The organism is Microcoleus sp. CAWBG640 (assembly GCF_020883015.1).
GTDB lineage: Bacteria > Cyanobacteriota > Cyanobacteriia > Cyanobacteriales > Microcoleaceae > Microcoleus > Microcoleus anatoxicus.
On record NZ_JAHRFC010000007.1, the window covers coordinates 132,460 to 156,275 of the forward strand.

The window sequence follows — 23,816 nt, forward strand, 5'->3', positions numbered from 1 at the left end:
GGGTAAAAATATTTACGACTCCTGCAAGGATTGAGATAGCAGATGTTAATCTTATCAAATCCCCTCTATTACCAAGGGTTGCCAATCAGAGTAAAAGCAGCCCAAAAATAAGGATGAGAAAGCAGTCGATCGCCCCGCATAGCAATGTCGGGCGGCAAAGCGATCGCTTCATTATGGGCGATCGCCCGCAACATCCCATCTTGAATCCGCACCCGCCCCCGCAACATCTCCAATTGCGCCCGTCGCAAAGCATCAGCTTTCGTAATCAAATTACCCCCACTTCTGGGTAGCCGCAACTGTCGATAAAACTCCGTCATCAGCCCCAAAGTCCCATCATCGCTGACTTCCCACAAACTCGCCAACGCCGATTTAGCACCACTAGCCACCGCCAAACCCGCAAACCCCAACTCCGCCTCTTCATCGCCCAAAGCCGTACTACAGGCGCTCAAAACTAACAAATTTACCGCCGGTTCATTCCACCGCAACTGTCGCATTTGATTGATGCGCAACTTAGCATCCCATAACTGAATATAAGAATTTTTTGGTTCCCCCGGCAAAAATTCGCTGTGAGTTGCTAAGTGAATTATCCCAAAAGGTCGATTTTGTCGCTGAGATTGCAAATTACGTAGAGTAAAATCTTGATTCAAAAAAGATTGTCCTCGATCGGGTGGCACGATGGACTCCAACTCCACAGGCACCGCAGGTAATGGGGCTTTATCTTCAAACACCGAAGCCCCCATGGCCAAAATTTCATCATCAGCAATATTATCATAACCAATATCAGTCAAACTCAAACTCGGTATCACGCTCAGGCTGTATTGTTCAACTAAGAATTGTTTACCATCGTGCAAGGCTGCAAAGGGAACACTTCGCAACCCAGCAGCGGGAATTATCATCAAATTATCAATCTTTAAACCTGTGATTTCTGAGGCTAAGGGCGCGATTAACCAGTTATAAAGTTTTTGAGCAGTATCCAAATAACTAACACTATTTCTGCGTCGAGGATTAGTAATTTCCGTTTGAAATGCGTCCGCCAATTGCAATACCTGCCACCTAGTCGCTTTGGGGATTAAAAACCGCTGGGGTTGAGCATTAGCTGTTACTAACACTAACTCCAAAATCTCTCCTTTAGGAAGATCGGCAACTGCTTTGGTTTTTGGGTTCAACCTCTCCCCCAACTGTTCTCCTAAAAAGCGATCGGAGTCACCATCGGTTTCATCTGTTTTTGGTGTCCGCTTTTCTGTGACAGGTAATAAATTAGATAAATCCTGACTAGCTACTAAAACACCACCATTTTCTTTGGTAGCTTTGGCGTCATCACTACTGACCCAATTCATATAAATAATTGCCGATTTCACCCCTGTAATCGCCTCATTTTTACGAAGAATTTCGTAAATCACCGACATATTAGTAATCGGCTTTCTCGGAGATAAATCCAAATATTTTTCATATTCCCGCGTAAATGTTCGCTCAAAGGCTAAAACTCCAGCCCCGGCAGAATTTGAGCGGTTAGAAGAAGTGGAATAGGTGGAACTCACGGGAGAATTTTTAACCGTGGACGGCCGCAATTCTACTTGTAAAGATGGAGGAATAGATGGATTAGTAATCGGATTTATAGGGGCTGGATTTACGACAGTCACAGGTTGGGTAATTATTTCGGGAATTGGTTCAACTGGAACGGGGATTGGTTGGGGAATGGGTATAGGAGTCGGTGACGCACCGTTGGTGATGAGGGAAATCTGATTTAAAAAACTTCCCTGAGTGTAAGTTTCCAAAAAAGAAAGAGTAGGCAAAATTGCATTTTCCGCCCCAGCATTAATGCTTCCCCGCGTACCATTTTCCCCATCGCTACCAATCACAAAAGGTCGATCGCTACCACCGGAATGTCGAATCACGATCGCCCCGCGATTCCCACCTCCGGCAGTAGAAATACTGGAAATATTGCCTGAAATATCATTAAACACATTGTTCGATCGAAACAAACCCTTGGTAGTGATATCAACATTGCCACCACTCCCTACGTTACCGCTTTGAGCGTTGACAAAACCCAATTGAATATTACCGATCGCATTTAGAGACACATTGCCGCCACTTCCCACACTGCCGGCGGCGCTGACATCAAAAGCAGAAATAGCCGCTGTCGAGGTGAGAGAAATATTGCCGCCGATCGCCCCTGAAGCATTCAAAGCACCCGCCGTTAAAGCACCCGCATTGCTTTTAAGGACGATCGCCCCACCAGTGCCCCCAGACACCCCTGAATCGATCGCACCCACCGTCAAACTATTTCCCTTAACCCGAATATTCCCGCCGTTAGACAGAATATTAGCAGTCCGAACCTCACGAGTTGCTTGCAAGTTCACCGCACCACCATCCGTCCTCAAATTACCCTCTAGGAGGACATTTTCCGCATTGATATCAGCTCCAGAAGTAGCTGTCGTACTCCCCCGCAGGGTAGCAGAATTGCGCGCGTTGACCTGGAAATTGCCCGTGGTAATTGTCCCATTCCCCGTCACCGCAGCAGCATCAGCCCTGAGAAGGCCCAAGCTTTGAGTTTGCCCGATCACGCTGCCAAAAGTAACGTTGCCACCAGCTAGCAAGGCCAAATTAGGGGCTGTATCCATCGCACTGTCGAGACTATTGGCAAAAGTGATATTACCAGCAGTGGTGGTAATGGTGGCGTTGCGACTGAGGGTGACGGGACTGTTGAAAGTGATGTCACCGCTGGATGTAGCGATGTTAGCGCCGATCGCCGTTTGAGCCGCCTCGAAAGTCACAGAAGCGCCACCGGTGGCTGTCAAGGGGTTTTGAATATCGATGGATATTCCTTGAAGGGTGAGGGGGCTGGGGATGGTGGTGGGCCCGACGATGGCGATCGAACTGGTGTTTTCCCGCCCGATGGCGATCGAGCGAAAATCCCCCGCCAAAGCACCGATATCCCCTGCCGTCAAGTCCAAAATGCCCAAAATATCACCCGTACCGCCGATCCGAATTGCTCGATCGTCATCGGGTTGCAAGCGAATTGTCCCCCCCGCACTGCTGACGGAACCGCGATCGCCTCTCAAATCAATGCCGCTAGCGGTGAGAGCGATATTGCCGCCCTTAGCATTGAGTCCACCCACAGAGATGCTGCTAGCAAAAATATTGATGTTACCGCCTTGAGTCTCGATCGAATCCTTGGGGTCATTGACAAAAAACACTCCACCTGCATTAAATGTCACGCTGTCTCCCGTTCTTGCTTGGAGTCCCAGTCTGTTGTCCGCCAAGTCTTGGAGGATGATATTGTTGGTTGCCTCTAGAACCACATTGCTGCCGGCACTCATCTGTTCTAGCTGCACTTCGGAGATGGTGGTTGAACTCGATTCTGTGGCGGTGTCGAGTTCCCCGCCCATCGATGGCGCGCTGGTTTCGCCCTTACCGTTGACGATGGTAATATTTGCCGGATCGAGCCTAATGGTGCCGATCGCACCGTTAGGCGCGCGGGTATCGACCTGTCCTTGGAAAATCAAAGAACTTTTGCCGGAAACTTCCACTTCTCCACCGTTACCGCCGACACTACCGCCACGGGCAGTAATATTGCCAAAGAAGCGAGTGATGTTGTCGGCCCAAATTACCGCTAGGCCACCATTGCCACGGTCGATCGCGTTTAGTGCGAGGCTAGAGTCGGGACTAACGTAAGTTACCAAGGCATTGGGTATGGGTGCTTGCCCCAGGACGCCACCTCCCACACGCACCACACCTCCACCCTCGATGCCGGAAGCATTGATAGTCGCACCGAACAAGCCTACTTTTTCCCCTAAAATATTGACACTGCCGCCTCTGGTGCCTGCAGGCGCAAACACATTGACTGAACCGGAGACGATCGTACTTGCGCCATTTACCCCCACTGTTGTGCCACCTGTGAGCACCAATTGACCTTCTGCATTAGTCGTTAAACCTGTGGCTGACATAACACCTGGCCCTGTCAGCAACTGTGGCAAAGCTACCGGGGCGATCGGGTTGTTTTCTGACTGCAAAGCCGGAGTAATTTCTAAACTTAATAAATTGCCCGCTTGACTAATCTGAACAGCATTGCTTCCCGGCACAGCCGCCACAGTAATTTGACCACCAGGAGCCGATAATTGTCCTGTATTAATCACCGTGCCTCCGAGCAAAGTTAAACTTTGTCCGTTGCCAACTACCAGGTTTCCAGCATTGACAATGGCACCAATTTGTGAATTATTAAAATTAAATTGAGTCGGATTTCCCACCAAGGATTGGTAATCATTGATGCCCGTGCTATTAAACCAACTCTCGCCAAAACCAATCCCTGTAGCCGTGGTTGCCAAAAAAGACCCCGGCACGTTTAATCTAGCATTTTGACCGAAGATAATACCTGCGGGATTCATCAGGAATAAATTTGAATTGCCACCGCTCACGGAGATGAGACCATTAATCAAAGAAACATCGCCACCAGTGATTCTACCTAAAATATTTTGAATCTTGGGATTGGTGAGAAAATTGGCAATTTGACCTTCGCTTAAATTAAATTGGCTGAAACTGTGAAACAGATTTGTGCCGTTTCCTGATAGTTTGCCACCGCTAATATTCCAGCGATTTTGCTCGGCATTCACCACCGTATTAGTGCCGTCAGGTGCTGGCACCACAGGTTGCGATTTCACTGCTAGGGGTAGCAGTGAAATCGCTAAACTCAGAATTATAGCAGAGCGAATATAAGTCATTCGATTTGAAATTTTAAATTGGGAATTTTAGATGTGAAATTGAACAGTTCGGTCAGCCTAGGGTGCATCTCATTTTTGCAAATATATTCCTAGGGGCGAAGCATGACCGCAGTAAATCTCTGGCGATTGCTAATAAATTGTCTGCGGTCATGCTTCGCCCTTACCAAATTTATATCCACCCTCCGCATAAAACTCAAATTCCAATTTAACTATTCCCCTATTCCCCATTCCCCATTCTATAAAGTTAGTGTCTTGACAAAATGCCCCCTAAGTCATAGAATTATAAAAAACTTTGAGCGATTCCCCAAAACCACCTAATAATCTGGATTTTGTGATGAATTTAAAAACCGACTATTTATTATTTGAGAGACCAACCATGTCAACCACACAAACTCAAGATTCCCCATTTTTAACAGAAGAAATAGTCGCTCAAATATTTGCGGATGGGGAACTGACTCGTGCTCACAGACAGCAGATTAAGTCCATGCTTTTAGATGAATCCATCGACGAACATCAATTAATTCTCATCGAAAGAGTGATGGCCGGCGTAGTCCAAGGACTGCTTGATGTACTTTATTAATTAATATATATTCATCAAGATACCATTTGTCTGTTGAGTAAACTACAGATTTCCGGTAGGGACTTAGATAAAGCCTAAGTCCCTACTCCTGTGTACTTGATTTCCACCTACAGAAAACTACTATTACTTGAACTTTCAGAAATCATCTGAGTCGTCAGTGGTGCTCTCATCGCGACGCACAAGCTCCGAAGGAGGCCGGTCGTTACTCCAAGCCCACCACACACCATCGCACTGACAGCGATAAAATTCCTGCCACTTGCGACGGTTGAATTCGGTGTATACTGGCGATCGACGATTAATCCATACCTCCTGCGCCTCCGTGCAGCTAGCACCGCATTTAGGACAGCAGAATTGATGAGCGTGAACTGCTGCCGCAGTCCATTCGGGAGGAATTGGAGCAAAAGCTTCCATGTGTTCGAGTTTAGATTAAACTGCTGGTAATTAAGGCAAATCAAGGGTTGCGAAAGCTCCGCAGAACTCGTACAGTTAATTTTTTTGACATTTGCCCTCAAATGAAGAGTATAACTGATTTGATATAAGGCATCAGCCGATATTCTCAGATATTTCAAGGACTAGGGTCATGTCTATTTACAACTTTATCTCGTTTCTGGGCATTTTTGGCTTATGCGCGATCGCCTGGATTTTTTCCGAAAACCGCAAACCTCAGTATATACCGTGGCGGGTAATCATCTGGGGTATTGGGCTGCAATTACTCTTGGGGTTTTTAGTGTTCCTATTTCCCCCAACTCGTATCGCCCTAGAGTGGTTTACTAGCTTACTTGATGGCGTATTTACCGCTGCTGATGCGGGGGCGAGATTTGTATTCGGCAAAAACATTGTACCCATACCAGGCCAAGAACCTCCAGTTAATTTAGGATATATTTTTGCCTTTCGAGCTTTGCCAACAGTGGTATTTTTTTCAGGTCTGATGGCTTTGCTTTATAACATCGGTGTTATTCAAATTATAACCGAAGTTTTCGCCAAAATTTTTTATATGACAATGCGTTTGAGTGGCGCAGAAGCACTCAGCGGTGCTGCCAATATTTTCGTAGGCATTGAAGCAGCAATTGTGGTCAAGCCTTACTTGCCGAAAATGACTCGATCGGAACTTTGTGCCATCCTATCTTGCTGTTTTGGGACTGCTGCTTCGTCAACATTAGCAATTTACGTCAGTTTCCTCAAGCCAGTTTTTCCAAATATTTTAGGGCATTTAGTTTCAGCTTCAATTATTGCCATTCCAGCTTGTTTTGTCCTCTCCAAAATATTAGTCCCGGAAACCGAAGTACCCCTGACAATGGGTGGTATTCCCCAGGAAAACTCAAAACCTAAAGGTCGAGAATTTGTGGGAGAAGAAATTGATGACTTAGACGGCGCAATTCCCCAACAAGAAACCGTTGGCGGAGAACCAATCGAACGAGTTAGCCCTTTGGATGCGGCCATCATCGGTGCCTTGGATGGGGTAAAGATGGCAGTGGCGATCGCCGCTGTTTTAATATTAATCTTAGGTTTAGTTTCCTTAGTCAATCAATTCTTTGGCTGGCTGGCTATCTTGCCAAACCCGATTGGTGGCTTTTTTAAAATAGTAACCTTGGCCAACATCATGGGATTCTTATTTTATCCCCTGACGCTGTTAACCGGAGTTCCCCTTGAGGATTCTTGGCAAGCATCTATAATTATCGGCCGCCGACTTTTGGAAACAGCAATTCCACCTTATCAAACTTTAGCAGAAGTGGCTGGGAAAGGACTGGTGAGCGATCGCACAGTATTGATTGTCAGTTACGCCCTTTCCGGCTTCGCCCACCTCGCCTCTGTCGGCATATTTGTCGGTGGCACAATCGCCCTAATTCCCTCCAGGCGCAAAGACATTTCCGAACTTGGTTGGAAAGCATTATTTGTCGGAACTTTAGCCACCATGATGATTGCTTGTATCGCTGGCTTATTTGACACAGGAGATGCCAGCATTTTAGGTACTAAAACACCTACTGCTGCACCATTAACAGCCCCTGCTTCTGACAAACCAGCGGCAACTTCCAAGCCCTCAGTTGCCCCAAAAATTGCCAACCCAAAGCCTTCGCCCAAGAGTGAAAAAGCAACTCCCAAAGCTCAAAAATCTCCCTCTCCCGACTCCAAGAAAAACCCTTAATATAGTAACCGTTGCATCGGAATGATTTAACCACAGAGAACACAGAGAACACAGAGAGAAATTAATAATTCCGATGAACAGAGGAATTGATATCAAGCCCCTCTCCCCCATCTCTTTCTTCCTGATTCCTGACTTTCCCCCCTAGGGGGGGTGACTTCTTCCTTCTTCCTTCTTCCTTCTTCCTTCTTCCTTCTATTATGAATCCCGAACCAGAAATTCGCCGCCTGTTAGATGTGATGCCAGCCTCCGGCCGCATGATGTGTAAAATCATTAATAAGCCACAGCAATCAAAGGTAATAGACTGTCAATTTCCTTTACCTTGGAATCGCAATCGACCAATTTATATTAATTTTGATCTGTGGAAGTTGCTGTCTAAGCCGCAGCGAGATTTACTAATATTACGCAATGTCAGTTTTCTGGGAAATGTTCAGTGGTTTAAAGTCGATATTTATCAAGGGGCAGCTCTGGCGGGAGTTGTCGGAACAGTGGTAGAATTATTGCAGGGAGATGCGATCGGCACTGCGATCGCCGGCGGTTTGACGGGACTTGCTGTAACTCGAATTTGGCGGGACAACCGGAGTTCCCAAGTAGAGTTAGAGGCTGACGAAGCGGCGATTAAAGTAGCTCTCCGGCGCGGTTACAGCGAAGAAGAGGCCGCCAGACATTTACTATCGGCGATCGAGGCTGTAGCTCAAATAGAAGGTTCTGGGTTGGATTTTAATGCTTTGATTCGGTGTCAGAATTTAAGGGCGATCGCCGGGATTTCTGCGGTAGGTGTGCCTGATAGTATAGCTGAAGGAAAAAGGTTTTAGGAATGAAAATTTGGGTTCAAAGGGCGATCGACCTCACTCAAGGTTCACCAAACTCAGATTACTTCATATCTCTTGACATAATCAGGGCATTAATTCATATTTTCTCCATTTTCTTCGTCTAATCTGAAACTGTCGGCGATCGAGTTGACCATCTGACACTCAAAGTGAGGAAACCTATGATCAATATGCTCTGTTCAAATCAAGTTATCCAGAACAATCACTCGGAAACTATCAATCCAACTACCAAACGCATTTTAGTTGTAGATGATGACGAGTCTATCCGGGAAGTTGTGGCATTCTGCTTGCAAAAATTCGGAGGTTGGGAAGTTTTAACTGCCTCATCAGGGGAGGATGCTTTGCATCAAGCCAGTACGGAACTTCCCGATGCGATCGTTTTAGATATGATAATGCCTCAAATGGATGGTTTGACTTTTTTAGAATACCTGCGATCCAATCCAATAACCGTATTCATTCCTGTGGTGCTATTAACCGCAAAAACCCACTTACCAGAAAGCTATCTATTTCCTAAGCTTGGTGTAATAAAGACTATTTATAAACCATTTTTTCCTTTAGAATTAGTTCAAGAAATTGACCTGGCTCTTGAATGGTAAAACTATACTTAACTAATTAAGCTATTTTTAACCGCACGAGCGATTAAAGGTGCTTTCTTTTCTAACCCTTCTAGATTCAGTTCTCCATCTAGATACATCCGATACCACTCCTGACGTTGTTCTATTACCCATTCACTATTCTGAAGTTGTAACTTTTTGAGTGTAAATTCAGCTAGTTGGCGCTTGTGGGAAGGCACCAAATCAGTCAAAACTAACTGACAAGAAGGGAGAATAATTTCAAACCAATTATCTTCAACTTCAAAAGGGTCGAGAATTTGTTGATCGTAAGTTCCTTTGCAGCTATTTACCCGTTGCAAAGCATAGCGATAGTTTTGCCATTCATAAATCAAATGGCGGTTTTCTGCTTTACTTTTACTCAAATAATGATCGACAGTTCCCATCCGACTCGGTATGTACATAACTGAATAGCCACAAAGATTTTGGAACCCTTTAGCTAATGCGGGTTTTAAGGTAGACCAAAAATCTTTTGGTTCTTTCCCAGGATTGTTAACTAACCAATTATTGCCTGCTTTTCGCACCTGTTGCTCAAAATCTGCTGGTTCCGGTGGCGGAGTAAATTGCATCATCTTTACTCTACCTCGGTGCTGATAATCCATCGCGGCCAGAAGCGATCGTGTTCTGGTAAAACTCGCAGGAGTTCCTGATGAATTTGCTCTTTAGTTCTTAGGTATTCAGGAAAAGTGTCCAGGCTTTCTCCTCGCATGAAGGTATACGCAGCATCAATCGCTATTTCTGCTTCGCGGGAACGAGCCTGTTTCAACCCAAAAATATCGGAAGTTAGCCAACCAACAGCATCCCCATGTTTTGTCCAAGGAATTTGATTAAGAGTTACATCTTTACCCTGTAACTCAAACAAAAATAACTTATCTTGTTGCTCATCAAATTGAGGCTCAATAGAGGCAAGTACCAGAGGAGAATGAGTAGTCGCTATTACTTGAATTTTTATCTTTTTTTTGATATTTATAGCGACTTCTAAGATGGCGGGCAGAATAGATCGTTGCCACTGAGGATGTAAGTGAGCTTCAACCTCATCCATCAGCAAAATCATCTGATCCACAGGTTCTTGCTGTCGCAGCTTAGATGCTAGCGTGTGTTCGTACCAAGCCCACACCAGCAAGTAAGCTAATCCTAAAATACGTTTTATTCCTGCTGATGCGTAGATGACAGGGACATTACCGTAAGGTAAATTAAGTGTAGGAATATTACGAACATCCTCAACAGAAACTCGCATTGGCTCTCCCGGTTCCATCCATTCATCTGCATGGGGAGCAAGTTGCTGAATTACGTGGGATAAAAGTTCAAATTGGGATCTATCGGGTTGAAGTTGCCAATTCACCCAATCGTGAATTAAACCATTACATAGGACTTTATCACCTACTCTTAATCCATTCCAGAGGCTATCGCTAGTAAAATGATAAGAACTTGAGGGCTGGCGAGTAGAATCGAAAACTGAAAATCCATCAACACGGATATAAATAATCAAGCTTTTCAAACTGGGAGACCTTCGCAGATTGAGCCATTTCTGATCGGAATAACTAAATAGACTTCTGTACTCCTCACAGTCTTTTTGATTGCTCAAAAGAGATATAATTTCTGGTGTCTCTCCTTCTACTTGTTGGGGAAAAGCAGGATGTTCAGACCAATTTCCGGTTAGTACCCACCACGCAACATCCAACAAAAAGGTTTTTCCCAAACCGTTATCTCCGGTAAATAAATTAATTCGTTCACCAAACTCCACATCGAATTGTGGGGCTGAGCCAACCCATTTGATGTGAAGTTCTTTCAGCATTTTGTGCTGCATAGACACATCAAATTCTAAGTAGTAGTCATAATCCGATAATTTATACAGACGGATATAGTCTCTACCGTACTTCTGCAATGTCTCGCTAGTAACGGGTTCAAATTGTTTCAGAGCACCACTTTGTTCTAACTTACCTTTTATCCAGCGGCCGAGAATTTTTAAGTCATTCTTGGATCTAAAGTTTTTATAATTTGCTCCTTGAGTTTGACAGTCAAATGTTAAACCATCATCTGTGTGAGCGATAAAATCACCTTTTGGGTAGATAGGATCGCTTATTGTTTTTGAATCCACAATAAGTTCAACTTCGTACCAATCTCTTGGGATAAATTTACCAGTAGATTTATTCTCCCGCCCTTTGCCAAAAAAAATATTGAGATTTGATTGCTGCTGTTTATCAACTCTTGATAATGATATGTCCACATAGGGAGTTTCTGGAGTTATGCTAGGTATCGACATTCAATTACCTCACTTGACTAAACATTAACCGTCAATTGTAATTGCTGTTCAGAAGCCTCTGCTTCTGCGTGTTCTAATCGTTCTTTAATTGACATTAATTGCAATTTTTTATTTAAATTGTATAAATCTATTTTCTGATAATCCTCTTGAAATAAGGGAATCAGTGATTCAACAACTTCAACTATTCCATCGGGCGGAACTGCATTGCCAATTTGTCTTCTTACTTCTGTAATAGAACCTTCAAAAACAAAATTATCGGGAAAACTTTGTAACCTTGCTCTTTCCCTATTTGTCAATGAACGGGGTTCGGGATAATGATATCCCCAAGTACCGCCACCACCACCAGCAATAATTGTAGCACAGGGTTTATCTGGATGAATTCGCCGATAAACGTGACTGATCATGCCTTTTACATAGTAGGGACTATCTTTGGGAATATCAGTAAAATTCCCTCCCGGTTTGATGCGACTCAAAATTTCAATGGTTCGTGGTTGAATTTTCTGATGTTCTTGATTATATTTGACTTTTTCGACATTTTTGAGTGCTTGGCCGGCAGTTCGATAAGGATAATTGCGATTTTCACCGTATTTTGGCTGAGGATGTACAAAGTTAAATCCTGTATCCATCCGAATGCCAACTAATAATACTCTTTGGCGAAATTGGGGGACTCCGTAATCGGCAAAGTTGTAGAGTTTGGGTTTGACTAAGTAGCCGGGAGCGATACTTTCAAAGTCGGAAATTATTTGTTTGATTGCTTGATAATTATTGGCGCTTAATAAGCCTTTGACATTTTCTGCTACAAAAGCTTTGGGTTTTTTTTTATTGACAAAATCTAGAAAGTATGTGTATAAATTGCCTCTGGTTCCTTCCAGTCCTGGACGTTTCCAAATCATGGAAAAGTCTTGACAAGGAAATCCTCCTATACATATGTCTGCATCTGGAACTTGGGTAATGTCTATATTTTCTATGCTGTCATTGACGATGACATCGGCGATATTTCTGCTGAATGTTTTGCAGGCGTATTTGTTAGAGTCGATCGCCCAAACTACCTCAAATCCGGCTTGGTGGAATGGCAAGTCCATGCCGCCACAACCTGAAAACAATGAAATCAGTTGGGGTTTTTTTTTCCAGGCGATGGGCTTGAGACGTTCGATTAACATATTAGTTCGTAATAGGACAATGGCTGGCTGGATGCCAGCACCACAAGATAGTAATTATACCAAAATATAGTCGAATTCGACTATATTTTGATAATTTCACTCTTCATCATCTAACTCGATCCCGGCTTGACGCAGTTTTTCGGCCAATCTTTCAGCGCGGAGTTTTTCGCGATCGCCCCGTTGACGTTCTTCTTCAGTTCGCTGGCGTTCTTCTTCTACTCTTTCCTCCGACCACAACAATAACTCACCTGCCGGATTCCACCATCTCAGCCAACAGCCTGTTCTCGCTTCGTGGGTTCCTTCCCACATTCCTAAAAATAAGTCTAATCCTGGTATCCAATAACGTCCATTTTCATCGGGTTTTTGCAAGTTGTAACGCTCTGATTCTAAAGCATAAACTTCTAAATGAGCGGTAGTTGCCCGAAAAATCACGTAGGTGGGGACTTTGATTACTTGCTCGTAAAAAAACCACTTTCCCACCCGCGAGGTAAACTCAACAGAGTATTCTTCTCCGTAGGTTTCTGAGAGAAATTCCATCACAATTTGGGGAATTGTCCCTTCTGTGTGTGGGGTGTAACTGCGGCGTACTTGCGAGACATTTTTGGGATTGACGGGTTTCACGTACATCCAATCTGGTGCTTTACAGATAATCCGCTGTTCGCCGCTGGTTGATGCTGGGAAACTTATGCCGGCACAAAGGGCAAAGTTGGAAACTATTAAGGCATCCTGCATTAATTCAGGAAATGCTGTTAGTGGCTGGCGTAAAGCTGCTGCTAACAATGGTTGGCTTTCGTCTTCCACTGGTTCGTCTGGTAGTTGGAAATCTTCTGGTAGTAGCGGCCAGGTGATTGTGAGTTTTTTTTCGCTTTTTTTTGTTGCTAAGGACATAGTTTATCAGAGGTTAAATGTTTTAATGGTTAAATTATATCTCTTGGTTTTTCGGATTAATGTTAATCGCGTTAATCGCGAGGCAGAGCCTCTGGATCTGCGTTACCGGGCAGAGCCTGGTAACGAGGAAACCGACAGTTTCTTTTGTTGGTATCGAAGTCTAGATCCCCCCTAGCCCCCCTTAATAAAGGGGGGACAAGAGTGCCATCAAAGTCCCCCTTATTAAGGGGGATTTAGGGGGATCGAGACTTGGCAACAACCCATCTTTCTAAGGGTTTTGAATCTTCTGCTGTAGTTCGTCTGTCATTGCTAGCAGTTCTGATTGCCCGATCGCACTTTGTTCTCCACTCGCCAACCACTTCAATTGTACCGTCTCGTTTTCCGCTTCCGCATCTCCCAAAACTAAGCACCCAACAGCACCACTGCGATCGGCTCTTTTAAACTGTTTTCCAAAAGCACTACCGCTCAAATCGATTTCGACGCTAAATCCAGCACTCCGCAGTTTTTGAGCTAATAATACCGATTGTTGTTCGGCTTTTTCACCCCTGGATACCAAATAAAAATCTAACTTTGGTTTGGGTAATGGTTGCAATTTTTGCAGCAGGATAATCAACCTTTCCATACCCATTGCCCAACCGACTGCCGCCGTATCTGGTCCGCCCAATTCCTTTACTAAACCATCGTATCTGCCACCTCCACAAACTGTGGCTTGCGCGCCTAAATCGTCGGAAATAATTTCAAAGGCAGTATAGGTATAGTAATCTAAACCACGAACTAATCGGGGATTTAATTGATAGCTAATTCCTAAATTTGTCAGCATTTGCTGCACTTGCTCGAAGTGCGATCGCGATTCATCGCCCAAATAGTCCAAAATACTCGGCGCGCCTTTGACAATTTCCTGGGTCCGCTCATTTTTACTATCCAAAATCCGCAGCGGATTGCGAGTTAAACGGTCTTGGGAATCCGCATCTAATTCGGATTTGTATGGTGTAAAATAATCGATTAAGGCTTGCCGATAATTTTGTCTATCTTCCTTGTTTCCGACAGAGTTAATATCGAGGCGCAAATTTTTTAAACCGAGAGTTTGAAGGATATCGCAGGCGATCGCAATTACCTCCACATCTGCACGGGGATTCGCACTACCCAAGACTTCCACACCAATTTGATTGAACTGTCGCTGTCTGCCATCTTGGGGGTTTTCGTAGCGAAACATTGGCCCAGCATACCACAGGCGCTGGACGTCTCCTTGAGCATACAAACTATTTTGAATAAAAGCTCGAACTACTCCGGCTGTACCTTCTGGCCGCAAAGTAGTCGATCGATCGCTTTTATCTTTAAAAGTGTACATTTCTTTGCCCACAACATCGGTTGCTTCGCCGATACCGCGTTCAAATAAAGATGTTTGTTCAAAAATAGGCGTGCGAATTTCTCGATAAGCCGCTTTTTTCAAAATTGTTCTAGCGATTTCTTCGACATTTTGCCAATATCGAATTTCATCTGGCAAAATATCCCGCGTTCCCCGTAAAGTTTTAATTGCACTCATTTTGTTAGTAAGTTGTCAGTAGTCAGTAGTAAGTTGTCAGTAGTAAGTTGTCAGTAGTCAGTAGTCAGTAGTTAGTTGTTAGTTCCAATTCCCAATTCCCAATTACCAATGCCCAATGCGCCATGCCCCATGCCCAATTCCCAATTACCAATTACTAATAACTAATGATTCCCAAACTCCGTAGCGATCGCCATAATAAGCCAAAATGCGATCGACCCGTTCGCGATCGGCAAAATCGAACCCTTCAGGATACTGAATCCACAAAGCCCCAACTTGGCTGTCGTTGTAATCAAACTGCTGCGACTGCTGTGGAATTAAACCGGTTTCCACCCCTTCAACTTGACGCAAATGAGCCGCCACTTCGCGATACACCGCCAGTGGTAATCCAGGGCATTGAATTTGATACCGTAATTGTTTTTCTTGTGCCGTTTGCATCATTCCTTTGTCTGTTCCCAACATTGAGCCCTACTTAAGATACTTCTTTATCGATCGGTCCTGGTAGAGGGCAGCAGTTAATATTGTCTAAACATACTTTTCCCCACTGCAAAGCCCAGCGCACCAGTGCAACTCGATTATCAGCCCGCGTCTTATTCAAGATATTGCTAATATGGTTGTCAACTGTGCGCTTGCTAATCTCTAACTTTTCCGCTATTTTCTCATTGGTCAATCCTGTCGCGACCAATTCTACCACTTGTAATTCTCTGTCTGATAGGGTGACAGGGATCTGAGAAACGCTCCCACTCATAAATTTTTCCTATGTCTGCATATTTACCTATCTATAATTCTAAAGGATCGAGGATGAACTAAGAATAGAAAAATTAAATCTTTTCATGCTATCGTTCCCGGAGATTAGCAATTGCAGTCTATCGACCATCACGTCCTCCCAGCGGAGTGCCAACACCAGGTGTCAGTGCAGGCACTCGATCCCTGTGTAATAGATTTCTGGCAAAAAGATGGTCAACAACGGGCAAGTGTCCCGCCGTGCCCTTGAAGGCTTCGATGAAGCTGCGCGGGCGAGGCTCCGCTAGCCCAAGCGCTTCGTCGAAGGGATGCCTGTTCCCCAGGAATTATGGGAGATTTTTAATGACCAGTCTGGCCTTGTCTCAAATCTCAAATCCCTATGACTTATCCTCGCGTACTGTGTTTGGGTGAAATCTTATTTGACTGTCTCGCAGATCGATCGGGACTTGCCCTAGAAGAGGTAGAATCTTGGACACCCTATCCCGGTGGTGCCCCGGCGAATGTTGCCTGTGCTTTAGTTAAATTGGGGCATAGCGCAGGATTTATTGGTGCTGTGGGTGGGGATGAACTGGGTAACTCCCTCGTGCAGGTATTGCAAGAAATAGGAGTTGACACCACTGGAGTGCAGCGTCACCAGACAGCACCGACACGACAAGTTTATGTATTGCGAAATGAAATGGGCGATCGATTTTTTGCCGGTTTTGGCGATGCAAACACTGCGGAGTTTGCCGACACTCACCTCATCGCGGCCCAAATACCAGAGGTGCTGTTTGAAAATGCGGATTTTCTAGTATTAGGTACTTTAGAATTAGCTTATCCAGATAGTCGAAAGGCGATAGAAAAAGCGATTGAACTAGCAGAAAAGTATGATGTAAAAATTATACTAGACATCAATTGGCGACCAGTGTTTTGGCAGAATCCAGAGGAAGCAAAATCACTGATTAAAAAACTATTCACAAAAATTGATTTTCTGAAATTATCGGCAGAAGAAGCGGAATGGCTGTTTGAAACTACCGACGCTGGAGCTATTACTTACCGCCTCGATTCCCCAGAAGGAGTTTTAGTAACTGGGGGAGATAAAGGTTGTTCCTATTGTATCTCGGAGAATGAAGGAAAAATCCCCGCTTTCAAAGTAGATGTTGAGGATACAACTGGTGCGGGTGATGGATTTGTGGCTGGTTTTGTCAGCCAGTTGTGCAAGGTGGGAATTCTGAATTTAGCCGATGCAGAAGTCACCAAAAAAGTGGTTACTTATGCCAGTGCAGTAGGTGCCATGACGGCAATGAAACCTGGTGCAATTTCTGCTCAACCAAGCGCTGCTGAAGTTGAAGCTTTCTTGTACTTGTACAAAAATTATTAAATCTCTCAATTTTCATTACCAGGAAGAAGATTCCCCGCTCCCGCAGTCCCTATACTATTTATCAGGAATTGGACAATTACCTCTAGAGACTGTGAAGCATCTATGACAATTGCATCTTGAGGTGCTTCCAGAGTTGCCATTCGACCCTTCGACTACGCTCAGGACACCGCCTGCCTGTTCAAGACTCGCTTTTTGGGAGATGTCTATTATTGTGTAATTGAAAAACTGTTAATCTCCTTCACTGCGTTTTAGTGCTGCTAGAACTGCTTGCTGGCTTACTGCTTGGTAAATTTTGCTAAAATGCTGTTTGAGTGCATCTGAGGCTGGGGATGATTTGCTGGCTGTTCCTTTCCCGTCAGTGGCGAGGGGCATTGGCCCTAAAATATCTAAGACTGTTTCGCTACTCGGTGGTGGTACAATCACGACTAGAGATGATTCTAGTTGTTGGTTGTATTCCCAAAAGCGATCGACTTTAGGTAATTTGGCATTTTCAGTTGGGGAATTTTCCCCTGAATTTAGTTGTGTATTGTCTTTGGCTTCTGTACCTCGTCTTTGGCGGAGTGCTGTCAGGATTTGTTCTTTGGTTCTACCCCGCATTTGAAACAGCACGAAGGGGTCTTCGCTGAAGCGATCGCCCAATAAGTAGTACACTGCACTTATGTGTTTGCAAGGGTTTTTGGGATCGGGACAGCTACAGCGCGATCGAATATCGGACAAACTTAACGGAAATAGGGTTTTCCCAGCCGCTGCGAACACATCTTCAATATTGTGTGGCATTTCTCCAGCTAATAATTTTGCTGAAAAAATAGCTCTTTGTGACATATTTTCAATCACATATTCCCAATCTTCATCTGTTAGTGGATCGAGTCCTAAAGAAACTTGATAGGGTTTGGGATCGGTACCTTGAACGAGGGCAATTACTTCTTGATTAGGAAATTTAATGCTGAGAACTTTACCTTCTCGCGCATATTGCCAGCCGCGTTCTAACCGCTTTTTGAAGCGGTAGGTATTGATTAAATCTAGCCATTGTTGGGTCCACCATTCTCTGTCAATCATAAGCCGAGGGAAGAGGGAAGAAGGAAGAAGGAAGAAGGAAGAAGGAAGAAGTCATATCAATTCCGGTTGTATCGTCAGGTGATTTAACCGCGAAGGCGCGAAGTACGCGAAGGAAGAGAAGAGAGAGTTTAATACAGGACGATGAAGAGAGGATTTTATATCATATCAAATCCGGTAGCATCTGAATTATTCAAATCTCTATTCTCGGACTCTGTGTCCTCTGTGTTCTCTGCGGTTAAATCATTCCAATACAACCGGAAACGATATCACCCCCCCAAGGGGGGAAATTCAGGAAGAGGGAAGAAGGTCTTTCGACTACGCTGACTGAACCGGAATAAGGAAAAAAGCTTTATTCTTCATCACTAGATTCGATGATAGCATTGCGATCGAGAATTAGTAAATTCCGAAGTTGGTCTGTATCTAACTCGGTAATCCAGTTTTCTCCAGCACTGACTACTTGTTCAGCCAAGGCTTTCTTGCTTTCAATCATATCATGAATTTTTTCTTCTAATGTGCCAGTACACACAAATTTATGTACTTGAACATTCCGGGTTTGACCAATGCGAAATACCCGGTCAGTCGCTTGATTTTCTACTGCTGGGTTCCACCATCTGTCATAGTGGAAAACATGAGTTGCTCTGGTCAAATTAAGACCAGTACCGCCAGCTTTTAAGGATAAAATCATAATCGGTGGACCTTGGGGGTCGTGCTGGAAGCGATCGATCATTTCTTCCCGCTGTTGCTGCTTAATTCCGCCATACAAAAACAGAACTTCTCGACCTAAATGCTTTTCTAGATGTGGTTTGAGCAGTTTTCCCCATTCGGCAAATTGAGTGAAAATTAAAGAGCGATCGCCCTCAGCAACAACTTCTTCTAACATTTCCAGCAACCGCTGCAATTTCCCCGACTCCTGACTCTTAATTTCCAAGGCTTTCGGGTTTTGTTTGGCTGTCAAAAGCGCCGGATGATTGCAAAGTTGTTTGAGTTTTACCAACAAAGCCAGAATCATCCCCCGGCGCTGAATGCCTTCGGCAGATTCCAATTCTGATATTGACATTTCGACTATTTGCTGATATAATGTCGCCTGTTCAGTCGCCAGTCCGCAAAACACAGTCATTTCCTGTTTTTCGGGCAAATCTTGGATAATTGACTTGTCAGTTTTCAGGCGGCGGAGGATGAAAGGCCGAACGAGCGATCGCAAAGTCTGCAAAGATTCGCGATCGCCATACTTCTCAATAGGAATCGCAAATCGGCGCTGAAAGAAATTGCGAGGTCCCAAATATCCAGGATTCAGAAACTCTAAAATCGACCACAATTCTTGCAGTCTATTTTCCACCGGAGTTCCTGTCAGCGCAATTTTAAAAGATGCTTCAATTTGTCGTACTATTTTCGACTGCTGAGACTCCGAATTTTTAATATTTTGCGCTTCATCCAAAACCAATCCTTGCCACTTAGTGCTTTGAATTTCCTTCGCATCACGAAACACTAAAGAATAACTGGTAATAATTAAATGTTTGCCCTTAATTGCCGTAGCAAATGCTTTGCCTTTAGCACGTTTTTCTCCGTGATGCAATAACACTTTTAGTGTCGGGCCAAATTTCTTGACTTCCCGTTCCCAATTACCCAATACCGATGTCGGACACACCAGTAATGTCGGCCCTTCCAAGGAATTGTTTTCTTGTAAATGCAGGAGAAAACCAATTAGCTGAACAGTATTGTGGCACAAAATATTGTTGGCAACAAAATTGTGATGTTCGCTCACCTCGAAGTCATAAACCCAGCCACTGTAATCAAAATCCTCAATTTCCTCTATTCGGCAATAAAATACTTCGCGATCGAGAATGAGTTGCAAATTTTCTCGAACAGTATCTAGTTGCGGTACATTGAGATTTGCATAGGCATCTAACGTCTGATTCGTCCATTTAGAAGGCTTGAGCTGACGGTATTCCTGTTCTGCGGAACCATCCAGGACATTTTCCATACCTGCGATTACCTTTCCGAGACTGATGCGAGAAAATTGTTGGGAACCGTTAATATAAACAGGATTGTGCATCCCGAAATGTCGCAGCGTCAGTTTTGTCATTTCTACTGCATCAGCAACCAGATCCGAAACCGGAATTCCTTCGACATTTGTATTGGCAGTAACTTCGCAAATTTTCTCTAATTTTTGCTGTTTATCTGGATAGCCAAATCCGATTTCCTGCAAAAATATCCGCGCTGAGTTACCGCCGAAATTGCCGATATAATAAGTGCGAAAAATTCTGCTACCATTAGTAGCGCGTTTCTGTTTTGTGCAGATTCGCAGCCAAATTCCAAAACGGCGCAGTAGTGTAGAAAGTTGTTGGATAATTAAAGGTGAAGCGGTGCTAATTTCGACCCTCCGCACTTTCGTATCTACAGAACCTTCAGCATCAAAGTAGTTTTTTAGAAAAAGCCGTATGCTATCCAGATTGGCTTGCATGATGAATTTTGGAAAACTTTTCTCGGCTGACAATTTCCCCCACTGATAGCCCTTGGTTTCTAGAAAGCTTTGGTAGGAACGACTGCATACAATCAAGTCTGATGCTGCCTGCTTAGAACGAATACGAACCACAGGATTATTGATTTTTATCCCATACTTTGTACTGATTCGGTGGAGTGTGACACGTAACTCTTCCAGAACTGTCGCATCTTTTTGTGCTATTTTGAGCGCAGCTTGATTCCGCTGCTCGTATCCCTCAGCAATCTGCCAAGCCATAAACTTAACTAAATCGGGATCTTCCGGCTTTCCTTCCCAATACAATTTAGCAGGAACACAAACATAATCTCCAACTTTGAACTCATTTGTCCAGCCATCGCGTCCTAACAATTTATGACGGCGGGTAATGGTGATATTGCTACCGTCTTGCAGTTTGATTGTTCGCAACTTTTCTTGGACTTGCTGGCGATAAAGTCGTCGAACATTTGCTTGTACAATCTTGCCGGTTTCCCGATGGATGGAATTTACAATTAATTGCTCGGTAGGTTCAGACCAAAATCCCTCACCATCGAAGTCTATTTTGTTAGAATAAGCTTCCCAGATTTTTTCAGCTTCTTGTAAAAAACCATTGACAAAAAGCAAGCTCTGCGCTAGCGCGCATTTACCAGCTCCCATATCGTCCGCGAGACAAGCACCTAAACCCCAACGTTCTAAGAAGGCCAACCAGCCAACTCCTAGGGCTTGATACGGCCGCAATTCTCCTCGAAAACTAGCCGGCGCGATCGCACTTACGGCCTCATTATTATTTAAAGTATTCAACAACTCCTGAAGTTGACCAGTTGCTTCAAAATTCACCACCGGCAGTTTCTCAATTGTCTGAGAATCACCATTCGCCAAACGCAAAGCATCTTCCAAAGAAAGAGTCATTTGCTCTTTGCGACTAGCAAAAAAAGTTTGAGCAGCCCTGACATCCGGCGCGCGCAATTCCACCCACTCGCCGTTAATTTCCACCAAAGGGGAATTCAATCCTACCAATCTGTCAAATTCAGCCTTAGAAATGCGCTGTCCCCCAATCGTCAATTCCCACTTAAAACTTAACAGACTTTGCAATCCTAACCCCCCCTTGCCCCCCCTTACTAAGGGGGGGTTAGTTTCTCCAGCGCCCCCCCTTGCTAAGGGGGGGTTGGGGGGGGTTGTTTCCGCTTGAATACTCAAACCTAAACGACTCGCCCAACCATCTGTCTTTGTCAAACTGGGTGGCAAAACTACGCCTAATCCGCTATCAGTAAACCGCCAAGCTACAGACTTGATAAAATTGTAAGCATCTAATGGTTTTAACGGACAAAATTGAGGTCGCTGTGCTTGCAAAGTCGGTTCAATTAAGGGATAAAGTTTTGAGGCTAAACCCAAGCCGCTGAGCAAAGTTTCTTGAGGCAATTCTATAGTCCTACCTGCATAATTCAAACTCTCGACTGAATTGTTCCAAATAGTTCTAGCATCTACCAAAAATTCATTTTCATCTGCTGCTTGCAAACAATAATTTAAACTCCATTCAACTTTACCGGGCGCTGGCGGCATGAGTTGAAAACAAGTGTGAAATTGATGTTGTTGAGATAGTGCATTTTGCAGTGGCGCAGTCCAAGCACTCAGCTTTGTGATCATGTTTTCCAAGGCTGATGATTCTGCTTGCACAATCCCAGATTCTTGTTGCAAAGATTGCAGCCATTCGCGGGTTGGAGAAACTGTTTTGATTTCTAAGGTTGAGCCGCAAGCCGATCGCACTTGACTGTCTACAACACTGCTCAAAAATCCCAAAATCAACTCCTGGGCATCCATCGGCAAATCCACGGCTAAAGCCAATTGACTTCTTTCTTTCCCCTCTTGGGGGAGGTTAGACTTCCCCTCTCTTTCTTTCCCCCCTTGGGGGAGGTTAGACTTCCCGTCTCTTTCTTTCCCCCCTTGGGGAGAGTTAGGGAGGGTAGACTTCCCGTCTCTTTCTTTCCCCTCTTGGGGAGAGTTAGGGAGGGTAGACTTCCCGTCTCTTTCTTTCCCCCCTTGGGGAGAGTTAGGGAGGGTAGACTTCCCGTCTCTTTCTTTCCCCCCTTGGGGGGGGTAGGGGGGGGTTAACTTCCCGTCTCTTTCTTTCCCCCCTTGGGGGGGGTAGGGGGGGGTAGACTTCCCTTGATATGTTCGACAAGCCGTCGGCATTTGCTTGCTAAAAGTAGCCAGACGAAGTTGATCTGTAGAACTATCTAACAGAGGTTGCCATTTAGCAATAGCCGAACCGTCAGACTGTATTTCTAAGGCAGGTAAAAACTTGCATCTCGCCAATAAATCTAAATTCCATCTAGCAATATAAGACCAAAAACGCAAATCTGAACCCACAAAAGAGTCAATTGCTGTGCTATTAAGCGGTATTGCTTGCAATAAAATAAAAGCTGCTTGAGGATTGAGACAAAACCCCTCTATCTCCCAGGGAAAAAGGTAAAGATTGTCATTGTCTTCTGCTGTCAATGTTGCTGCCGAGTGCTGTGGCAACACCAGATTGATGTTAGATGTGGAGATTTGGGTAGGAAGTGCGATCGCCCGAATTTCCCGGCGAATCGATAAGTTTTCGGCTGTCACTTCTGGGTTGTGATTTTTTGTCGATCGCCTAATTTTTTTGCCTTTTTCCTGTGGAGTTTCGGCGGTAACTGAGCTTAGTCCAAGTGAGGTTTCCGGTAACAGCCAATTCAGTTTACCGGACTGGTGCAAAGAAGTTAGGAAAGTTTTCAACTCAGCTTCAGTCATGGCCAAGGGAAAGCTAAGATTCGTCCCCGATTCGGTATCGATCGCCCCAATTTTTCGCCAAGTTTCCCCCCAAATAAATAAATAACTTTCTTGCGAATCGACTATCCAACTACCGTGTAAAATTGCCATATTATTTAAGTATTGGTTATTTGTTATTGGTTATTTGTTATTGGTTATTTGTTATTGGTTGTTGGCGTCGCCAGCCAGCGAAGTCGAAGGGTTATTTGTTATTTGCGGTGCTAGCTCGCGCTTAAGAACTCTGCTTCGCCGAAGGGTAGTCTAAGGGTTATTGGTTATTTATGGGTTTCCATTCCTCAGCAACACCTTGGCCCTATCTCCTGTGTCCAATCCCGGACTCCGACTTTGCCCCATGCCCAAACGAAGATCCTACCACCTATTTCAGAGATGCGGCGGGCGATCGCCCCATCGCTCCCAGAAGAGCCCGTATCCTGGGAGAGTATAATTACTCATGATTTCGGCGCAAAACCTCGATCGAACCACAATTATTGCTCTCTTTTCCCCGCTTCCTCTCAAAGCCCTGTGGTTAATGTTACGATCCCGACAGAGAAAGAATGTGGTAGATAAGGAAGCAGTGCTACATGGTAGAGATAGACAAGTCAATATCCTTTGATGGACGGGATATTAGACTGAAGATTGGTTTACTAGCGCCTCAAGCAG

At 44.5% G+C, this 23,816-nt stretch carries 17 protein-coding genes; 5 read left to right on the plus strand and 12 right to left on the minus strand.

Annotated elements, in window-relative coordinates:
* Nucleotides 1–68: 68 nt before the first annotated feature.
* The gene (locus AAFP11_RS06045) at nucleotides 69–4,718 is read right to left on the minus strand and encodes a CHAT domain-containing protein (RefSeq protein WP_341736204.1); all 4,650 of its coding nucleotides are present in this window, start codon (nucleotides 4,716–4,718) and stop codon (nucleotides 69–71) included.
* Between the two features lie 376 nt (nucleotides 4,719–5,094).
* On the opposite strand from AAFP11_RS06045, the gene AAFP11_RS06050 reads away from it, so the two are divergent.
* Entirely contained in the window at nucleotides 5,095–5,298 is a 204-nt protein-coding gene (locus AAFP11_RS06050; protein WP_341736205.1) for a hypothetical protein, read from the plus strand.
* Between the two features lie 135 nt (nucleotides 5,299–5,433).
* On the opposite strand, the gene AAFP11_RS06055 is transcribed toward AAFP11_RS06050, so the two are convergent.
* A complete protein-coding gene (locus AAFP11_RS06055) occupies nucleotides 5,434–5,709 on the minus strand; it encodes a hypothetical protein (RefSeq protein ID WP_341733260.1) in 276 nt (91 codons plus the stop codon).
* Between the two features lie 169 nt (nucleotides 5,710–5,878).
* Between AAFP11_RS06055 and AAFP11_RS06060 the strand changes: the two genes are divergently transcribed.
* The 3 genes from AAFP11_RS06060 to AAFP11_RS06070 all read left to right on the plus strand — a co-directional run bounded on the left by AAFP11_RS06060 (nucleotide 5,879) and on the right by AAFP11_RS06070 (nucleotide 8,864).
* Entirely contained in the window at nucleotides 5,879–7,441 is a 1,563-nt protein-coding gene (locus AAFP11_RS06060; protein WP_341736206.1) for a nucleoside transporter C-terminal domain-containing protein, read from the plus strand.
* Between the two features lie 197 nt (nucleotides 7,442–7,638).
* Nucleotides 7,639–8,253: a DUF3318 domain-containing protein gene (locus AAFP11_RS06065; RefSeq protein ID WP_341736207.1), complete on the plus strand. Its 615-nt coding sequence runs from the start codon at nucleotides 7,639–7,641 to the stop codon at nucleotides 8,251–8,253.
* 176 nt (nucleotides 8,254–8,429) lie between these two features.
* The gene (locus tag AAFP11_RS06070; protein ID WP_341736208.1) at nucleotides 8,430–8,864 is read left to right on the plus strand and encodes a response regulator; all 435 of its coding nucleotides are present in this window, start codon (nucleotides 8,430–8,432) and stop codon (nucleotides 8,862–8,864) included.
* An 8-nt stretch (nucleotides 8,865–8,872) separates the two neighbouring features.
* Here AAFP11_RS06070 and AAFP11_RS06075 read toward each other — a convergent pair whose 3' ends face one another.
* The 7 genes from AAFP11_RS06075 to AAFP11_RS06105 form a co-directional block, all read right to left on the minus strand.
* A complete protein-coding gene (locus AAFP11_RS06075; protein WP_341736209.1) occupies nucleotides 8,873–9,451 on the minus strand; it encodes a hypothetical protein in 579 nt (192 codons plus the stop codon).
* Nucleotides 9,452–9,453: 2 nt separating this feature from the next.
* Complete coding sequence (locus AAFP11_RS06080; RefSeq protein WP_341736210.1) at nucleotides 9,454–11,142, minus strand: AAA family ATPase; 1,689 nt, start codon at nucleotides 11,140–11,142, stop codon at nucleotides 9,454–9,456.
* Nucleotides 11,143–11,159: 17 nt separating this feature from the next.
* Nucleotides 11,160–12,302 (minus strand): DNA cytosine methyltransferase, encoded by a 1,143-nt coding sequence (locus AAFP11_RS06085; RefSeq protein ID WP_341736211.1) that lies wholly within the window; start codon nucleotides 12,300–12,302, stop codon nucleotides 11,160–11,162.
* Between the two features lie 96 nt (nucleotides 12,303–12,398).
* Nucleotides 12,399–13,190 carry a Uma2 family endonuclease gene (locus AAFP11_RS06090; protein WP_341736212.1) on the minus strand — a complete coding sequence of 264 codons (792 nt, stop codon included), beginning with the start codon at nucleotides 13,188–13,190 and terminating at the stop codon, nucleotides 12,399–12,401.
* A 268-nt stretch (nucleotides 13,191–13,458) separates the two neighbouring features.
* A complete protein-coding gene (gene hisS / locus AAFP11_RS06095; RefSeq protein ID WP_341736213.1) occupies nucleotides 13,459–14,733 on the minus strand; it encodes a histidine--tRNA ligase in 1,275 nt (424 codons plus the stop codon).
* A gap of 144 nt (nucleotides 14,734–14,877) precedes the next feature.
* Nucleotides 14,878–15,168, minus strand: coding sequence for a hypothetical protein (locus AAFP11_RS06100; protein WP_340523744.1), 291 nt, complete (start codon nucleotides 15,166–15,168; stop codon nucleotides 14,878–14,880).
* A gap of 34 nt (nucleotides 15,169–15,202) precedes the next feature.
* Entirely contained in the window at nucleotides 15,203–15,478 is a 276-nt protein-coding gene (locus tag AAFP11_RS06105; protein ID WP_341736214.1) for a LuxR C-terminal-related transcriptional regulator, read from the minus strand.
* A 375-nt stretch (nucleotides 15,479–15,853) separates the two neighbouring features.
* Between AAFP11_RS06105 and AAFP11_RS06110 the strand changes: the two genes are divergently transcribed.
* Nucleotides 15,854–16,834: a carbohydrate kinase gene (locus tag AAFP11_RS06110; RefSeq protein ID WP_341736215.1), complete on the plus strand. Its 981-nt coding sequence runs from the start codon at nucleotides 15,854–15,856 to the stop codon at nucleotides 16,832–16,834.
* 5 nt (nucleotides 16,835–16,839) lie between these two features.
* On the opposite strand, the gene AAFP11_RS06115 is transcribed toward AAFP11_RS06110, so the two are convergent.
* The 3 genes from AAFP11_RS06115 to AAFP11_RS06125 all read right to left on the minus strand — a co-directional run bounded on the left by AAFP11_RS06115 (nucleotide 16,840) and on the right by AAFP11_RS06125 (nucleotide 23,267).
* Nucleotides 16,840–16,974 (minus strand): hypothetical protein, encoded by a 135-nt coding sequence (locus tag AAFP11_RS06115; RefSeq protein WP_341736216.1) that lies wholly within the window; start codon nucleotides 16,972–16,974, stop codon nucleotides 16,840–16,842.
* Nucleotides 16,975–17,062: 88 nt separating this feature from the next.
* Complete coding sequence (locus AAFP11_RS06120) at nucleotides 17,063–17,890, minus strand: SWIM zinc finger family protein (protein ID WP_341736217.1); 828 nt, start codon at nucleotides 17,888–17,890, stop codon at nucleotides 17,063–17,065.
* 349 nt (nucleotides 17,891–18,239) lie between these two features.
* Nucleotides 18,240–23,267 carry an SNF2-related protein gene (locus tag AAFP11_RS06125; protein ID WP_341736218.1) on the minus strand — a complete coding sequence of 1,676 codons (5,028 nt, stop codon included), beginning with the start codon at nucleotides 23,265–23,267 and terminating at the stop codon, nucleotides 18,240–18,242.
* Nucleotides 23,268–23,816 lie beyond the last annotated feature (549 nt).

Excerpts from the sequence above, each read along its gene's own strand:
- AAFP11_RS06115 (WP_341736216.1), bottom strand. The coding sequence starts at position 16,974 with ATGGCAACTCTGGAAGCACCTCAAGATGCAATTGTCATAGATGCTTCA.
- AAFP11_RS06045 (WP_341736204.1), bottom strand. The coding sequence starts at position 4,718 with ATGACTTATATTCGCTCTGCTATAATTCTGAGTTTAGCGATTTCACTG.
- AAFP11_RS06075 (WP_341736209.1), bottom strand. The coding sequence starts at position 9,451 with ATGATGCAATTTACTCCGCCACCGGAACCAGCAGATTTTGAGCAACAG.
- AAFP11_RS06085 (WP_341736211.1), bottom strand. The coding sequence starts at position 12,302 with ATGTTAATCGAACGTCTCAAGCCCATCGCCTGGAAAAAAAAACCCCAA.
- AAFP11_RS06065 (WP_341736207.1), top strand. The coding sequence starts at position 7,639 with ATGAATCCCGAACCAGAAATTCGCCGCCTGTTAGATGTGATGCCAGCC.
- AAFP11_RS06060 (WP_341736206.1), top strand. The coding sequence starts at position 5,879 with ATGTCTATTTACAACTTTATCTCGTTTCTGGGCATTTTTGGCTTATGC.
- AAFP11_RS06125 (WP_341736218.1), bottom strand. The coding sequence starts at position 23,267 with ATGGCAATTTTACACGGTAGTTGGATAGTCGATTCGCAAGAAAGTTAT.
- hisS (WP_341736213.1), bottom strand. The coding sequence starts at position 14,733 with ATGAGTGCAATTAAAACTTTACGGGGAACGCGGGATATTTTGCCAGAT.
- AAFP11_RS06110 (WP_341736215.1), top strand. The coding sequence starts at position 15,854 with ATGACTTATCCTCGCGTACTGTGTTTGGGTGAAATCTTATTTGACTGT.
- AAFP11_RS06055 (WP_341733260.1), bottom strand. The coding sequence starts at position 5,709 with ATGGAAGCTTTTGCTCCAATTCCTCCCGAATGGACTGCGGCAGCAGTT.
- AAFP11_RS06090 (WP_341736212.1), bottom strand. The coding sequence starts at position 13,190 with ATGTCCTTAGCAACAAAAAAAAGCGAAAAAAAACTCACAATCACCTGG.
- AAFP11_RS06070 (WP_341736208.1), top strand. The coding sequence starts at position 8,430 with ATGATCAATATGCTCTGTTCAAATCAAGTTATCCAGAACAATCACTCG.
- AAFP11_RS06120 (WP_341736217.1), bottom strand. The coding sequence starts at position 17,890 with ATGATTGACAGAGAATGGTGGACCCAACAATGGCTAGATTTAATCAAT.
- AAFP11_RS06050 (WP_341736205.1), top strand. The coding sequence starts at position 5,095 with ATGTCAACCACACAAACTCAAGATTCCCCATTTTTAACAGAAGAAATA.
- AAFP11_RS06100 (WP_340523744.1), bottom strand. The coding sequence starts at position 15,168 with ATGCAAACGGCACAAGAAAAACAATTACGGTATCAAATTCAATGCCCT.
- AAFP11_RS06105 (WP_341736214.1), bottom strand. The coding sequence starts at position 15,478 with ATGAGTGGGAGCGTTTCTCAGATCCCTGTCACCCTATCAGACAGAGAA.
- AAFP11_RS06080 (WP_341736210.1), bottom strand. The coding sequence starts at position 11,142 with ATGTCGATACCTAGCATAACTCCAGAAACTCCCTATGTGGACATATCA.